Origin of the sequence: Lysobacter gummosus (genome assembly GCF_001442805.1) — a bacterium.
GTDB lineage: Bacteria > Pseudomonadota > Gammaproteobacteria > Xanthomonadales > Xanthomonadaceae > Lysobacter > Lysobacter gummosus.
Genome location: NZ_CP011131.1, coordinates 3,597,347 through 3,612,799, shown reverse-complemented (window position 1 = coordinate 3,612,799; position 15,453 = coordinate 3,597,347). Strand labels below are relative to the sequence as shown.

The 15,453-nt window shown below is 67.1% G+C and carries 15 protein-coding genes and 1 tRNA gene; 11 read left to right on the top strand and 5 right to left on the bottom strand.

The features are described from left to right. Positions 1 to 10: 10 nt before the first annotated feature. Both lspA and ispH read left to right on the top strand, forming a co-directional pair. A complete protein-coding gene (gene lspA, locus LG3211_RS14755; RefSeq protein ID WP_057943501.1) occupies positions 11 to 541 on the top strand; it encodes a signal peptidase II in 531 nt (176 codons plus the stop codon). A 142-nt stretch (positions 542 to 683) separates the two neighbouring features. Next, positions 684 to 1,634 carry a 4-hydroxy-3-methylbut-2-enyl diphosphate reductase gene (ispH, locus tag LG3211_RS14750; protein WP_057943500.1) on the top strand — a complete coding sequence of 317 codons (951 nt, stop codon included), beginning with the start codon at positions 684 to 686 and terminating at the stop codon, positions 1,632 to 1,634. A gap of 42 nt (positions 1,635 to 1,676) precedes the next feature. Here the strand turns inward: ispH and LG3211_RS14745 are convergent, their stop codons facing one another. Then, positions 1,677 to 2,945 (bottom strand): cation:proton antiporter, encoded by a 1,269-nt coding sequence (locus LG3211_RS14745; RefSeq protein ID WP_057945504.1) that lies wholly within the window; start codon positions 2,943 to 2,945, stop codon positions 1,677 to 1,679. Positions 2,946 to 3,131: 186 nt separating this feature from the next. On the opposite strand from LG3211_RS14745, the gene LG3211_RS14740 reads away from it, so the two are divergent. From LG3211_RS14740 to LG3211_RS14710, 8 genes are all read left to right on the top strand, one after another. After that, positions 3,132 to 3,207, top strand: a tRNA-Thr gene (locus LG3211_RS14740). A gap of 765 nt (positions 3,208 to 3,972) precedes the next feature. Next, positions 3,973 to 5,844, top strand: a complete 1,872-nt coding sequence (locus LG3211_RS14735) for an FG-GAP repeat domain-containing protein (RefSeq protein WP_187313024.1) — start codon at positions 3,973 to 3,975, stop codon at positions 5,842 to 5,844. A gap of 169 nt (positions 5,845 to 6,013) precedes the next feature. Continuing rightward, positions 6,014 to 6,403: a VOC family protein gene (locus tag LG3211_RS14730; protein ID WP_057943498.1), complete on the top strand. Its 390-nt coding sequence runs from the start codon at positions 6,014 to 6,016 to the stop codon at positions 6,401 to 6,403. 124 nt (positions 6,404 to 6,527) lie between these two features. Further along, a complete protein-coding gene (locus LG3211_RS14725) occupies positions 6,528 to 6,893 on the top strand; it encodes a hypothetical protein (protein WP_057943497.1) in 366 nt (121 codons plus the stop codon). Positions 6,894 to 6,959: 66 nt separating this feature from the next. Next, complete coding sequence (locus LG3211_RS26470; RefSeq protein WP_187313023.1) at positions 6,960 to 7,298, top strand: hypothetical protein; 339 nt, start codon at positions 6,960 to 6,962, stop codon at positions 7,296 to 7,298. Positions 7,299 to 7,363: 65 nt separating this feature from the next. After that, positions 7,364 to 7,660 carry a hypothetical protein gene (locus LG3211_RS14720; protein WP_057943496.1) on the top strand — a complete coding sequence of 99 codons (297 nt, stop codon included), beginning with the start codon at positions 7,364 to 7,366 and terminating at the stop codon, positions 7,658 to 7,660. A 307-nt stretch (positions 7,661 to 7,967) separates the two neighbouring features. Further along, positions 7,968 to 9,389, top strand: coding sequence for a DNA repair protein RadA (radA, locus tag LG3211_RS14715; RefSeq protein ID WP_057945503.1), 1,422 nt, complete (start codon positions 7,968 to 7,970; stop codon positions 9,387 to 9,389). Positions 9,390 to 9,577: 188 nt separating this feature from the next. After that, positions 9,578 to 10,117, top strand: coding sequence for a hypothetical protein (locus LG3211_RS14710; RefSeq protein ID WP_148648920.1), 540 nt, complete (start codon positions 9,578 to 9,580; stop codon positions 10,115 to 10,117). Between the two features lie 152 nt (positions 10,118 to 10,269). Here the strand turns inward: LG3211_RS14710 and LG3211_RS14705 are convergent, their stop codons facing one another. Both LG3211_RS14705 and LG3211_RS14700 read right to left on the bottom strand, forming a co-directional pair. Beyond that, positions 10,270 to 10,698 carry a glutaredoxin family protein gene (locus tag LG3211_RS14705; protein ID WP_057943494.1) on the bottom strand — a complete coding sequence of 143 codons (429 nt, stop codon included), beginning with the start codon at positions 10,696 to 10,698 and terminating at the stop codon, positions 10,270 to 10,272. A gap of 334 nt (positions 10,699 to 11,032) precedes the next feature. Continuing rightward, positions 11,033 to 11,245: a hypothetical protein gene (locus LG3211_RS14700; protein WP_148648919.1), complete on the bottom strand. Its 213-nt coding sequence runs from the start codon at positions 11,243 to 11,245 to the stop codon at positions 11,033 to 11,035. 340 nt (positions 11,246 to 11,585) lie between these two features. Here LG3211_RS14700 and LG3211_RS14690 point away from each other — a divergent pair, with 340 nt between their 5' ends. Next, on the top strand, positions 11,586 to 13,307 hold the full coding sequence (locus LG3211_RS14690; RefSeq protein ID WP_222837506.1) for a hydrogenase maturation protein: 1,722 nt from the start codon (positions 11,586 to 11,588) through the stop codon (positions 13,305 to 13,307). A 179-nt stretch (positions 13,308 to 13,486) separates the two neighbouring features. Here LG3211_RS14690 and LG3211_RS14685 read toward each other — a convergent pair whose 3' ends face one another. After that, positions 13,487 to 13,705, bottom strand: coding sequence for a hypothetical protein (locus tag LG3211_RS14685; RefSeq protein ID WP_148648918.1), 219 nt, complete (start codon positions 13,703 to 13,705; stop codon positions 13,487 to 13,489). Between the two features lie 100 nt (positions 13,706 to 13,805). Then, positions 13,806 to 15,386, bottom strand: coding sequence for a DHA2 family efflux MFS transporter permease subunit (locus LG3211_RS14680; RefSeq protein WP_057943490.1), 1,581 nt, complete (start codon positions 15,384 to 15,386; stop codon positions 13,806 to 13,808). Between the last annotated feature and the right edge of the window lie 67 nt (positions 15,387 to 15,453).

Sequence of the window (15,453 nt, the reverse complement as noted above, 5' to 3'; positions counted from 1 at the left end):
CCCAGGCCCGATGACCGATACCGCAAGCAAACCCGGCAAGAACGCGCTCGTATGGCTGATCGTCTCGGTCGTGGTGATCGCGCTCGACCAGCTCAGCAAGGCCTGGGTGCTGGCATCGCTGCCCGAGTACACGCCGGTGCCGGTGATCGACGGCTTCTGGAACTGGTATCGCAGCTACAACACCGGCGCGGCCTTCAGTTTCCTCAGCGACGCCGGCGGCTGGCAGAAGTATTTCTTCATGGTCCTGGCGGTGGCGATCAGCGGCTTGCTGGCGCGCTGGCTGGCCCGGACCGAGCGCGGCGACTGGAAATCGGCGTTGCCGTTCGCCCTGGTGATCGGCGGCGCGATCGGCAACGTGATCGACCGCATGCTGCACGGCCACGTGGTCGATTTCATCCAGTGGTATGTGGGCGATTACCACTGGCCTTCGTTCAACATCGCCGACTCGGCGATCGTCGCCGGCGCGATCGGCATCGCCATCTACGGCCTGTTCCCGAGCCGCGCCGACGCCAAACGGCGGGCGGGCGAGGGCAAGGCCTGAGCGGCCGCGCCCGGCTCGCCCGGGCCTGAACGAGCCGGGCCGCGACGGCGCACAGGTCCAGCGCCGCCCCCAGGCCGTCGCGTCGCCCGTGTCCGGCCTGCGTCACGGCCGCTTTTCCGCCACAGGAGTACAATCGCGTTCCATGGACGTCCTGCTAGCCAACCCCCGCGGCTTCTGCGCCGGCGTCGATCGCGCGATCGAAATCGTCAAGCGCGCCATCGAAACCCTCGGCGCGCCGATCTACGTGCGCCACGAAGTCGTGCACAACCGTTTCGTCGTCGATGACCTCAAGCATCGCGGCGCGATCTTCGTGGAAGAACTCGACGAAGTCCCCGACGGCGCGACCGTGATCTTCAGCGCCCACGGCGTGTCCAAGGCCGTGCGCGAAGAAGCCGAACGGCGTCAGCTCAAGGTGTTCGACGCGACCTGTCCGCTGGTCACCAAGGTGCACCTGGAAGTCTCGCGCCACTGCCGCGCCGGCCGCGACGTGATCCTGATCGGCCACGCCGGCCATCCGGAAGTCGAAGGCACCATGGGCCAGTGGCGGCGCGAAGCCGGCCTGGGCCGGATCTACCTGGTAGAGGACGCGGAAGACGTCGCGCGCCTGCAGGTCGATCAGCCGGAAAACCTCGCCTACACCACGCAGACGACCTTGTCCGTGGACGACACCCGCAGCGTGATCGAAGCGCTGCGTGGCAAGTACCCGGCGATCCAGGGCCCGCGTCACGACGACATCTGCTACGCCACGCAGAATCGCCAGGACGCGGTGCGCGAACTGGCGGCCAAATGCGATCTGGTCCTGGTGGTCGGCTCGATCAACAGTTCCAACTCCAACCGCCTGCGCGAGCTGTCCGAGCGCGAAGGCGTGCAGGCCTACCTGATCGACGGCGCGGTCGAAATCGATCCGCAGTGGGTGGTGGGACGCAAGCGCATCGGCGTCACCGCCGGCGCGTCGGCGCCGGAAGTGCTGGTACGCGGGGTGATCGAGCGCCTGCGCGAACTCGGCGCGCAACACGTCGGCGAACTCGATGGCGAGCCGGAAAACATGGTGTTCGCGCTGCCGAAAGAACTGCGCCTGCAACTGGTCGGCTAAAGGTTTCGCGCGCCGGTCGGGCCAGGCCCTGCCGGCGCGACTTCACACGTATTCGTATCGCGCCTGCGCCGCCGCGCGGCGGCCGCGCAGCATCCAGCGGAACAGCGGGCCGGTCAGCACCGTCGATAGCACCGCCAGCGTCACCAGCGCGGCGAAGGCGTGTTCCGACAGCAGGCCTTTGTCGCGCAGGATCGTCGCCGCGACGATTTCCATCAGCCCCTTGCACTGCAGCAGCGCGCCGACGGCCAGGGCCTCGCGCCGCGGCAGGCGCGCGATCGGTGGACACATCAGCAACGCCGCCAGCTTGGCCGCGACCGATACCAGCAACAGCGCCAGCGCCGCTTGCAGCGAGGCCCAGCCCAGCACCTCGCCATCGATGCGCAGGCCGCTGTGGCCGAAGAACAGCGGCGCCAGGCCGATCAGCGCGTAGCCGCCCAGGCGTTCCAGCGGCAATTGCCGCGCCCAGCTCGGCGCCAGCACCGCGCCGGCGAAATACGCGCCCAGCAGGGCGTGCAAGCCCAGTCGCGAACTCGCCCACGCGCCGGCGGCCAGATACAGCGGCAGCGCCAGCCACACCGCCGCGCGCGGCGGCGAGGGGTAGCGGCGATGCAGCCACGCGCCCAGCGTCGCCAGCGCGATCATGGTCGCCACCGCCAAGGCATCCAGCCCGCCCCAGCCGCTCAGGCCGGTGCCTTCCGCGAGAAACAGCAGCAGCGCCAGCCCGATCCACAGCACCGCGTCGTCCACCACCGCGATCGCCAGCGCGACCTGAGTCAGCGGCCGATGCAGCGGCCCGAGCTCGCGCACGATCCCGATCAGCACCGGCAGAGCGCTGACCGCCACGCACAGCCCGATCGCGACCGCGCCCAGCCAGCCGTCGCCGCGCGGCGCGGTCCAGCCGGGCAATTGATTGAAATAGCCGTAGGCGGCGAGGGTGCCCACCGCGAACGGCAGGACCAGGGCCAACCCGGCGCTGAGCGCGAAACGCGAGACCGACCGTCGCGCCCGCACCGGGCCCGCGGCCGGTACAGACGGCGTCGCCTCGGCCTCCGGCTGCGGCCGGTAGTGGCTCTGCCGCGTCTCCAGCCCCGCGCTGAACGCCAGCGCCAGCACGCCGACCCAGCCGAGCTTGTCGCCGATGGCCGACGGCACGCCCAGCTCCGGCGGCAGCCAGCCGCTGGCGGCCAGCACCAGCCCGATCACGATCGGCAGCACCGCCAGCGGCACCGAGCGGCCGAACAGGCGCCACAGCCCCCAGGACAGGAGAACGAAGATCAGCGCATCGGCGCAGGCGGCGAGGACGGGGTGCATGGGGCGGATGATATCGCCGTCACGTTGCGCGCAGGGCGCATGAGCGGCCTTGCTGGTCGTCGCTGCGACCATGCGCAGACGGACGCGGATCGCAACTGCGCGTCGCCGGCGGGCGGTCGCCGCCGCGATCCAGGACAAGTCTGAATTGACCGCCTGGGGGCCGGCCGCCTAGAATTGCGGACTCTCGCCGGAATAGCTCAGTTGGTAGAGCGGCGCATTCGTAATGCGTAGGTCGTAGGTTCGATTCCTATTTCCGGCACCAAGTAATCCCGAGAAGAAAACAACCGCCCGGCCACCGATCCAACGGCCGGCACCTTCCCGGAAAAGAAAGCCCCGCCGCCCGCGGGGCTTTTTCTTTAAGACCTAACCGCCCGTGCGCCGATCCAACGGCCGGTACCTTCCCGGAAAAGGAAGCCTCGCCATCCGCTAGGTTTTTTCCTCAAGCGCCCGACGCCGGACCAATGGAAAGTCCCTCTACCCGCGTGACTTTCTTTTAGCCGCTACATACAGCGGCCTCAATCAACCGCGCATCGATCCAACGGCCAGCCCAGCCCACCCAAAAACACGCGGACATCACCCCAACTCCGCCTTTTTGTTTCACCCAGTTAGCAACCAGCACGCCGCCCGGCACCGCCCGCGACCCACAAGAAATAATACGGCCCAACCTGGCGACGAAAGCTCTATGATCCGCGCAGAACGGTCGCATGGAGCGGTATTTACCGCGGCGCGGCACACGGTCGAAACATACCAAGCGGCAGCACTACTCGAGGGAGCGAAGATGAGAGCGAAGCGATATTCCAAGGTGTTTGGTGCCGCAGCGTTGCTTTGCCTCGCAGGTGCGCATGCCGCGCCCGCGCAATCGCCGCCGTCTCGCTACTCGCTTGAGATTGCAAGGGCTTACGTCAGCATCTTCGAATACCCGACGTCGTGGAGAGCCACGGAAGTTGGCGATCTCAATGGGGATGGTCGTGCTGACATCGCCTCTCTCGTCCTTAATGGTTTTGGCCCGATCAGGTTTGACGCCGAGGTGACTCGGCAAAATTCCGACGGCACTAGCGAGTATCTGCGCGCGCCTGTGCCCACGCTGGCAGCGTCATTCCTCGGCACCGGCATGGCCGATGTAAATCACGACGGCCGGCAGGACCTGGTGATCACCTCGAAGAAATCCTTCGACATCCTGCTATACGGCAGCGACGCCATGCCGGCCATCAGCACCTACACGCCGACCGCGGGCCTGACTGCCGACGTTCCCGCTCGCCTGATCGACGTCGATGGCGACGGCACGATGGATATCGTGACTCACTACAGCGTGGCCGGCAGCGACCAGCCCGCCACGCCGGGCAGTCGCTTGATCGTGTTCAAGGGCGACGGGCAGGGTGGGGTCGCGGAAGAAATCGCCCTGGTGACCGGCGCGGTTAACGCCGGCGACGTGCAGAAGGCGCGTTCGATGGCCGAAGGCGATTTCAATCACGACGGTCTGCTCGATCTGGCGATCCGTTTCGACGAATTCGATGCCGCCGGCCAATCGTGGTCGTATCCGATCAAGGTATTTCTCAACGACGGTACTGGCGGTTTCCAGGTGCCGTATGCGATCGACAGCAGCGCCCAAGTGCTGTATCTGGCCGCCGGCGATCTCAACGGCGATGGCCGCGACGACCTGGCCGCCACCGGCACGCTGACGCCGCCCGACAGCAAGATTCACGTATTCCTGCAGAACGAGGATGGGATGCTGGGCTCGGATGTTGTCTATCCGGTTGCGGCACCGGCTGAGGATCTGGAGATTGCCGATCTGGATCGTGACGGGCGGCAGGATCTGTTGGTCGGTGTCACCTCCACACGAAGCATCGGTTTTTACCTGCAGCGGGAGGGCGAATTGGCTGATCCGGTGTATCTCAATATCCAGCGTCCCATTGCTTTCCCGTGGTTCAGCGCTTCCAGTATGGCCATAGGCGATCTCAACGGAGACGGCTGCACCGACGTGACTGTCGCCGGCGGAGCCGGATTTTGGGCCCTGCACGGGAAGGGCTGCGTACCGCCGTCCTCCAGCGACATCAACGACGACCGCAAATCCGACCTGCTATGGCGCGACGACGCTCGCGAGAATCTGGCGATCTGGCGCATGGATGGCGCAGATGTCGTCGAAGGCATCGGCCATGCGGTGGGGGCGGACTGGCGGGTGCTGGCGACCGGCGATTTCCAGGGCGATCGCAAGCTCGATGTGATCTGGACCAACGGCGCGCAGATGCAGTTGTGGGAAGGAGACGGCAAGGGCGGCTTCGTCGGCATCCAGATGCGCGACTATCCGAGCGGCTGGCGCGTGGTGGCGGTGGGCGACGTCAACGGCGACGGCAAGGCCGATCTGCTGTGGCGCGATGAGGCCAACATCTCGGTCGCGCTGTGGGTGATGCAGGGCGCGCAGGTGATCGACAGCGCCGGATACTCGACCGGCCCGCAGTGGTGGGTCGCCGGCAGCGGCGATTTCAACGGCGATGGCCGGCTCGATGTGGTGTGGACCGACGGCTTGCAGATGCAGTTGTGGAAGGCCGCTACGGGTCTGGCCTTCGAAGGCGAGACGATGCGGGACTATCCGCAAGGTTGGGAGCTGGCCGCGACCGGCGACGTCGACGGCGACGGCAAGGCCGATCTGATGTGGCGTTATCCGGAGCTGGGCCATTTCGCGATATGGCATATGGACGGCGGCGCATACGTGTCCAGCGAGGGTTACCTGCCCGGCGTGGACTGGCGCGTGGCGCAGACCGGCGATTTCACCGGCGACGGACGCGCCGATATCGTCTGGACCAATGGCAGCGCGATGCAGTTGTGGCAATCGCAGGGCGCGAGTTTCATCGGCGTGCCGATGCCGGACTATCCGAGCGGCTGGTCCGTCGTGCGGCGCTGAGATCGGCGCACGGATCGGCGGGCACGTGCCGCCGGTCCGATTTGCACGAGTGAATTCTGCTAAGAAAGACGGCGTTGTATGGGTTGCTTACGGCGCCGGTGTTGGCCTGAAACCGGCGTCGGCTGGCGTTGTCTCTGACAGTTCACAGATGTGAGACCGAGGAGGAACCATGAAACGCACGTGGACCATCATCGGTGTCGCCGATGTCGCTCGCAGCTTCGGTTGGTATCAGTCGTTGTTCGGCCAGGCGCTCACGGCTCCGGCGCACGATTACTTCGGGCAAATCCTGGACACGGACGGGACGGTGTTGATCTGCCTGCATCGATGGGGCGATCACGAGCATCCGCCCTTGGCCAGCCCCGAGCGTGCCGAGCCCGGGAATGGGCTCATCTTGTTTTTCCGTGTCGATGACTTCGAGCAGGCGCTGCTCAGGGCGCGGTCGCTCGCGCCCAAGCTGGAAGAGGAGCCCCATTTGAATCCCAGCACCGGAACGCAGGAGTTCGCGCTTCGCGATCCGGACGGGTACTACGTGATGGTCAGCGCGCTTGCCGAGGGCTGAGCGCCTGTCCAAGCCGAAGCCGCTTGATTACCTGGGCACCTGAGATTTCGAACGACGTTATGGCCGGCGTAAGACGCCAGGCCCGTTATGTTCAATCGGTTCACGGCCTAAAAGGGAAGTGCTCATGAACGGCGAGATAAAGGACTGGGCAGGTCGTTACAAGGAAATCGGCTTCGACGCCAAGCTCAAGCACTTTTCCGAAGAAGTGTTCCGAATCGTCGAGTGGACCACCCTGGTCGCCGCCGTGGGTTATGTCGGCGCGAAGTTCAGCAGCAGCTTGTTGACGTATGCATCGTATGCACTGGCCGTGCTGCTCTCGATTTACATCGGCAACCGATCCGTCTACATCGTGGCCGGACTGCAGGGCGCTGCGCCTGGCGCGCGCACCGGATGGGGATGGCGCGTGCTTCTGGCCGCGCCGATCACCTTCGGTTCTATCTGGCTGATCATGTATGTGATCGGTTATCTGGTTAAAGCGCAGGTCGGCTAGATATTCGCGACGAATACGAAAACGCCTCGACCGGCGGGGCGTTATTTGTCCGATCGGATCGCCCGAATGCCCATCGCCCCGATCCGCAGCGCGTTCATCCAGCGGTTCCGCTCGGATAACAGGCTGGCGATCATCGGTCCGCTGTCGTCCGGCAAGCGCATTCATATCGGCGACGTGTTTGAATTCGGGAGTGTCGCGCACCGCGCCGCCGAGGATGCCGGTTTCGCCCCTTCCCGGCACCACCGCAGCCAGCTGCCAAGGCACCCTCCGCCCCAATCGCAGCCAATGCGACCGCCTTCATACAAACTTTGCGTAACCCGGCGCTTGTCATCGGCGTGCATAGAAGGTGAACCCAAACTACGCGGCGACGGCGTCTTCACCAATTCGCCATCCCTTTTTCACTAATTTTTATCGGGCTGATCGACACCATGCGCCGGCTTGCGGGATCAACAGCAAAGGCAGTGACGAAAATGCGCGTAGACGTATTCGTGGTGGGCGAGGATGAGGGCTTCGTGGTGGCGCCTTCCGACAGTTGGCTGCCCCTGGATGAGATGAAGGCGCTGGGCGCATTGCGTTTCGGCTGGACCATCGATACCGCGATGGCCATGCCGAAGCTGGACTGGCACGCGATCGCGAACGATATCGATGCGCGCGGCTACAGCATCGTCGCGGCCAACGACGTCGGCGGTTTGCTGGCGCGGCCGCAGCAGCATCTGTATGCGATCTATCCCGAGCAGCACCGGCCGGACCGGCCGATGGCGGCCTGAGGCCGCCGCGCGGATGAATGCGTAGGCCGGGGATAAACGCCGGCCATCGCGGTGACCGGCCCAGTCGGCTTCATGCCGACTTGCGTTGGGATGGCCGGGCCCGGTCCGGCGGCAGACGCGGCGTAAGCCGCGATGGCGATCTCGGCCTGCACCGCAGGCGTGCTTCGCGGTCGCGGCTTACGCGGCGCCTGCCGACCCGCCGGCGCGTCGCGATGTAGGACTTTGCCGCGGCAGCGCCGCCGCGTCTCGCACGATGCGACCGGCAGCCGCTACAGTGCGGTTCCGCTCCGTCGCAGTGCCGCCCGCCGTGTCCAACCTTTCCAAACCGCCCGCCAAATCCGCCGCCACCAAGGCCCGCACCGCCTACGTGTGCTCCGAGTGCGGCGCCGACTACAGCAAGTGGCAGGGCCAGTGCGGCGAATGCGGCGCCTGGAACACGCTCAGCGAATTCGTGCTCGAGCCGGCGGCCAAGGCCGGCGCCGGCGGGGTCGCCGCCAGCCGCCGCAGCAGTTGGGCCGGCCGCGCCGACGCGCCCGCGGTCACCGCGCTCAAGGACGTCAGCCACAGCGAGGAATCGCGGGTCAGCACCGGCATCGGCGAGTTCGACCGGGTGCTCGGCGGCGGTCTGGTGCACGGCGCGGTGGTGCTGGTCGGCGGCGATCCGGGCATCGGCAAATCCACCTTGCTGCTGCAGGCGATCACGCGCATGGCCCAGACCCTGCCGGGCCTGTACGTCACCGGCGAGGAATCGCTGTCGCAGGTCGCCGGCCGCGCCTCGCGCCTGGGCTTGCCGCTGGACGGCGTGCACGCGCTGGCCGAGACCGGGGTCGAACGCATTCTCGAACACGCATCGAAGATGAAGCCGGCGCTGATCGTCGCCGACTCGGTGCAGACCCTGTGGACGGAACAACTCGCCGCAGCGCCCGGTTCGGTCAGCCAGGTGCGCGAAAGCGCGGCGCGCCTGGTGCGTTACGCCAAGGAGACCGGCACCGCGGTGTTCCTGGTCGGCCACGTCACCAAGGAGGGCGGCATCGCCGGCCCGCGCGTGCTCGAGCACATGGTCGATGCGGTGCTGTATTTCGAAGGCGAGAGCGGCAGCCGCTTCCGCGTGCTGCGCGCGTTCAAGAACCGCTTCGGCGCGGTCAACGAGCTCGGCGTGTTCGCGATGAGCGACAAAGGTCTGCGCGAGGTGCCCAATCCGTCCGCGATCTTCCTCTCCGGCAGCCACAGCCCGCAGCCGGGCAGTTGCGTGATGGTGACCCGCGAAGGCACTCGCCCGCTGCTGGTGGAAGTGCAGGCGCTGGTCGATGCCTCGCCGCTGTCCAACCCGCGCCGGGTCGCGGTCGGCATGGAACAGAACCGCCTGGCGATGCTGCTGGCCGTGCTGCACCGGCACGGCGGCATCGTGGTCGGCGACCAGGACGTGTTCGTCAACGTGGTCGGCGGCATCCGCGTGCAGGAAACCGCGGTCGATCTGCCGCTGCTGCTGGCGGTGCTGTCGTCGCTGCGCGACCAGCCGCTGGCCGAGCAGACCGTCGCCTTCGGCGAGGTCGGCCTGTCGGGCGAGATCCGCCCGGTGCCCAACGGCGAAGACCGCTTGAAAGAGGCCGCGACGCACGGCTTCAAGCGCGCCATCGTGCCCAAGGGCAACGCCCCGCGCGGCGGCCGTATCGGCGAAATGGAAGTGATCGCGGTCGAGCGGCTGTCCGAGGCGCTGGACGCGGCGTGAGCGGCGGCGAGCGCGGCGATTCGTCCAAGCCGATGCGGACCGGTGCGCCGGCCGGTGCGAGCGATGGCGCGGCACCGGTTGGCGTGAAGAGCGGACTCGATCGCGGTCCCGACGCAGCTTCGGATGCTGTCGCGGACGTTGGCCCGGAGCCGCTGCCGGAACGCGGCGCGTATCGCCTCGCGCGCGCAGTGTCGGTCGTACTGCATCCGTTCGCGGTGTTCGCGCTGCTGACGTTGCGGACGGTGCAGTTGCTCGCGCCGCAGGCGACGCCGCATGCGCTCATCGGCGTCGCCGCGGCGATCGTGGTGACATGGTTGTTCGTGATTCAGCGCCGCCGATCCGGGCGCTGGGGCACGGTGGACGCTTCGCATCGCAGCGAACGGCCCTTGCTCTATGCGGTGTTGCTGGGGGTTCTGGCGATCTGTTGGTGGTGGATGCGCGAGCGCGCCGCCGCGCTGGCGCCGGGCATCGCCGCGGTCGCAGCGATGTTGGTCGTGGCGGCGTTGTGCAATCGCTGGATCAAGCTGTCGCTGCACATGGCCAGTATGGCGTTCGCGGCGGTGTCGCTGAGCGCGTTGTCGCCGTCGTGGGCGTTGGCTGGTGCGGTGCTATTGCCGCTGTTGGGCTGGGCGCGCGTGCGCATGGCGCGGCATACGCTGATGGAAGTGATCGGCGGAACCGTGCTCGGCGCGGTCGCGGCGCTGGCGTTGCAGGTGTGGGTAGGCTGAGCCGGCGCGGCCAAGCGACGGGGTCGTCGCGACGATCCACGCCGCGAGGCGCCGTTGCACACGCAGCAGCGCGAACACATCGAACAAGCCGAACGGCCGCCGCGGGCCGCTAACCGCCGCCCGCCGATCCTCTGAACTCCGAGACGACCCGATCAGGCCGCCGGCTTGGCCTTGGCCTTGCCGTGGGTGTTGAGCAGCTCGACCAGCTTGGCTTCGTTGTAGCCGCGCATGCTGGTGTCGCCGATGAAGATCACCGGCACGCTGTTGATCTTGAGGCCGTCGGCTTCCTTGCGCGCGACGTCGTCCTTGTCGATCACGCGCTCGACGAAGCTGACGTTCTGCTTCGCCAGCAGCGCCTTGGCTTGCTGGCAGAACGGGCAGGTGGACAAGGTGTAGACGACCACGTCGCCGCCGGTCTTGGCGTAGATCGCCGAGTAATCGCCCTGGGTCACCTCCACGCCGCCGCTACCGCCGCCGCCGCCCATCAGGCCGCTGTGGCGGACCAGGTAACCGGCGCCGACGCCCAGGCCCAGCGCCAGCGCAATCACCGCAATGGTGGTCAGGATCGACTTGAAGTTCATTCCTTGTCCTCAGATAGGTCGTCGGTGTGTCGTGCGCGATCGCTCGCGCCGAGGTAGGTGCGGATCGGCGGCGGCCGCACGCGCCGATCGATGAGCGCTAGGGTTATAACATCGCCGACGTGCCTCGCCATGGCCGCGGATGGCGGCCGATGTGACCGGCGTTGCGGAATTTACGTGCGCTGCGCACCGGCACGGTTCGCGACGGCACTCACATCGGCGCGGCGTGCGCCCGCGCGGCACGGATCGCGGCGAATTCGTTGCGCCGCCGCACGACTTTGCGCGTCACCCGGGCCGGCGAAGCGGGGAGCGCGTGCGCTCCCCGGCCGTGTTCGCCTCAGGGGATCTGGCAGCCGCAGGCGCGGCCGCAAGCGTTGTAGTTGATCAGGCATACCGAGGCCGGCGTGCCGGCGGCGCGGCAGGCCACGCGTTGGGCGAAGCAGTTCTGCCAGCACTCCTCGCAGGTCGCGGCGAACGCGCTGAGCGAAAATGCCACGCCGAAACAGAACGCGCACATCGCCAGCATCCGGTTGTTTTTGCGCTTGAACATCGACTTCTCCTTGGTCGGTATCGACAACGCTCGGCATGAGCGCGATGGCCGCGCGCCGCGCCGCCGCCGATGCGCGGCATCGACGGCGAGCGCATTCGACGCAGGCGCACGGCCAAGGGCGGCCGTCGCCGCGACGTGTGCGCGACGGCTTCGGACAACGCAATACCCGCGAGCCAACGGACACGAAATCGCTGCCTTCCGACGAGGCGTGCAAGGAATAGCGATACCCGTCGAAAAATCGAAACCCCGCTGCGGTGCAGCAGGAATCTGTGATCTCCGCTCATGTTTGTGAACACGTGTTGGCACACATTCGAGCCTTCGTCGTGACAAGGAGCGTGCGATGTCGCTGCGGATTTTGTTCCTGTGCACCGCATACAACGGACTGGCGCAGCGCGCCTGGGCCGAGTTGACCGACCTGGGTCATCAGGTATCCGTACAGATCGCATCCGATCCCGACACGATGCGCGCCGCCGTCGCCCGCGAGCGGCCGCAGCTGATCGTCGCGCCGATGCTCAAGACGGCGATTCCGGAAGACGTCTGGCGCCGCCACACCTGCCTGATCGTGCATCCCGGCATCGTCGGCGATCGCGGCCCGTCCTCGCTGGACTGGGCGATCCTGGAAGGCGAGCACGACTGGGGCGTCACCGTGCTGCAGGCCGCGGCCGAGATGGACGCCGGCGACATCTGGGCCAGCGCCGGTTTCGCCATGCGCGGCGCGTCCAAGAGCCAGTTGTACCGGCACGAAGTCACCGACGCGGCCAGCCGCGCGCTGTTGCAGGCGGTGGAGCGTTTCGAAACCGGCGGCTACGCGCCGCAACCGCTGGACTATGCCGCGGCGGGCGTGCGCGGCCGCCTGCGCGCGAGCATGCGCGCCGCCGATCGCAGCCTGGACTGGGAGATGGACAACGCCAGCCTGCTCGCGCGCATCCGCAGCGGCGACAGTTTTCCCGGTGCGCGCGGCGAAATCGCCGGCGTGCGTTGCCACGTGTTCGGCGCGCATGTGGAACCGTCCCTGCGCGGGCGTCCGGGCGAGTTGCTGGGGCGACGCGAAGGGGCGATCTGTATCGGCACGCGCGACGGCGCGCTGTGGCTGAGCCATCTGCGCGAGAAGGACGGAATCAAGCTGCCGGCGACCCTGGTGCTGGGCGAGAAACGCCTGCGCGAAGTGGCGCAGCGGCCGCTGCGGCCGGCGACCTCGGTGGCCGGGCGGCGCGATCACGCCTATCGGCAGATCCGTTATCGCGAAGTCGGCGCGGTCGGTTATCTGCATTTCGATTTCTACAACGGCGCCATGTCCACGGCCCAGTGCGATCGCCTGCGCACCGCGTTCCTGCAGGCGCGGCAGCGGCCGACGCGGGCCATCGTGCTGATGGGCGGCAGCGATATCTGGTCCAACGGTATCCACCTCAACACCATCCAGGCGGCGGCCGATCCGGCGCTGGAATCGTGGCGCAACATCCTGGCCATGAATGCGTTGGTGCGCGAGATCGTGCTGACCGATTCGCACCTGGTGATCTCGGCGATGCAGGGCAATTCCGGCGCGGGCGGAGTGATCCTGGCGCTGGCCGCCGATCAGGTGTGGGCGCGGCGCGGCGCGGTGATGAATCCGCATTACAAAAGCATGGGCGGCCTGTACGGATCGGAGTACTGGACTTACCTGCTGCCGCGCCGGGTGGGCGAGACTTTGGCGCAGGAACTCACCGAAGGCCTGCGCCCGATCGGCGCGGCCGGCGCCGAGCGCATCGGGTTGGTCGACGCCGCTTTCGGCGCCAGCGCGGCGGATTTCGTCGCGCATGTCGAGCAGCGCGCCGAACGCGCGGCCGATCCGGTCGGCGTGCGCAAGGCCCTGGCCGGCAAGCGCCGCCGCCGCGCCGCCGACGAACGCCGCAAGCCACTGGAGAGCTACGGCGCGGAGGAGTTGGCGCATATGTACCGCAACTTCTTCGGCAGCGATCGCAGCTATCACGAGGCGCGGCGGCGTTTCGTGCTCAAGTGCGCGGCGACGGCGTGCGAGGCTTTGCCGGAGCAAAGCGCGCCGCGGCCTGCGGAGGTGTCGGCTTGAGTGCGGGTGGGTGATGCATTGCCTTAACGAAAAGCATCGGGCCTGAAAGGCCCTCCCACAAAAGACCTCGGCGGTACGAAGCCTCTTGTGGGAGGGCCTTTCAGGCCCGACGCTCTTCGCTCTGCAACCGCGCACAAACACGCTGCGGGCCACGGCCCGTAGCGCGGATCATCCATCGATCAGAGCACTGCGCAGTCGCAACTGCGAACGCAGGCGCGATAAGTCGCCCCGCAGGCGGCTTCATCGCCGACCACCTGCATGCATTCGGCGTACTCGATCTGGCAGGTGCGCTCGCACGTCGGAACAGCGTCGCCGGCGCTGGCGCCGAACGAGAACGCAAAGCCGAAGACCACGGCGGCCAGCGCGTACATGCCGAGCTTGTTCGATTCCTTTCTCACGATGTATTCCCCGATCGCCCCGAAGCGGGGCGCGAGCATCATGCGAAGCGCGGAAGGCGCCGGTCAATACGCCGCGAAGCGGTATCCCGCTCTCGCGCGATCAGTGCCCGCCCGCCGCCGCGCCGCCCGCGGCCTTGGCGCTGAACGGCGGCTTGGCGAACCACACGAACACCGTCACCACCAGGAACAGGATGCCGATCAGATGCAGCATTTCGTTGAAGCCAATCTGCGCGGCCTGCTGCGAAATCATCTGATTGAGCACCAGCGCGCCGCGGGTGGCGTCGCCGTTGCCCAGCGTGTTGACGGTCTGCTGGATCGCCGGATCGTAGGCGCCGATGTGCTCGGTCAACTGCGCGTGGTGGATGGTGCTGCGCTGGCTCCAGGCCCAGGTCGTCAACGACGCGGCGAAGCTGCCGCCGAGCGTTCGCACGAAGGTCGCCAGACCCGAGCCCGCCGCGATCTCATGCGGCTCCAGGTCGGACAGCAGAATGGTCAGCACCGGCATGAAGAACAGCGCCACGCCCAAGCCTTGCCACAACTGCACCAGGGCCACGTGCTGGAAATCCACGTCGAGATTGAAACCCGAACGCACGAAGCTGGTGAACGCCATGACGATGAAGGCCGCGCTGGCGACCATGCGCAAGTCGAAGCGCGCCGCGTACAAGCCCACGAACGGCGTCAGCAACACTGGCAGGATGCCGATCGGCGCGGTCGCAAGACCCGCCCAGATCGAGGTGTAGCCCAGGTTGCGTTGCAGCCACAGCGGCACCAGCAGGCTGATCGAGAAGAATGCCGAGTAGGCCAGCACCATCGCCAAGGTGCCGCTGGCGAAGTTGCGGTGGCGGAACAGGCGCAGGTTGACGATCGGATCGCGTTCGGTCAGTTCCCAGATCACGAACACCGCCAGCGCGATCACCGCGACCACGGTCAGCACCACGATCTTGGTCGAGTTGAACCAATCCTCGTCGTTGCCAAGGTCCAGCATGATCTGCAGCGCGGCCACGCCGATCACCAGCATCGCCAGGCCCATGTAGTCCATCTTCGGGTTTTCCAGCCGCTCCGGCCGGCCGCGCAGCTGATTGGCCACCACCAGGCTTGCGAAGATGCCGATGGGAATGTTGATGAAGAAGATCCATTCCCAGCTGTAGTTGTCGGTGATCCAGCCGCCCAGGATCGGCCCGGCGATCGGCGCGACCACGGTGACCATCGCCAGCAGCGCGATGGCTTGCCCGCGTTTGTGCGGCGGATAGATCGAGATCAGCAGCGCCTGGGTGACCGGATACATCGGCCCGGCGACGAAGCCCTGCAGCGCGCGCGCGGCGACCAGCAGGCCCATGCTGTTGGCCAGGCCGCACAGGAAGGACGCGATCACGAACAGCATCGTCGCCCACATGAACAATTTGCGCTCGCCGAACTTGCGCGTGAAGAAACCGGTCAGCGGCAGGGCGATGGCGTTGCTGACCGCGAACGAGGTGATGACCCACGTCGCCTGGCTGCTGCTGCCGCCGAGGTTGCCGGAGATGGTCGGCAGCGAAACGTTGGCGATGGTGGTGTCGAGCACCTGCATGAACGAGGCGAGGGCGAGGCCCAGCGTCGTCAATGCGATATTCGGCGGCCGGAATGCCCCGGGGGCGGCGGGCGCCGCGGGCGCGGCTCCGGCGTTGGCGGTGGTGGCGGACATGGATCTGCCTGTCGGTTCGGGTGAGCCGCGCGCGGGCGCGGGACCAAGAGCGGAGGTGAGGCCTTCC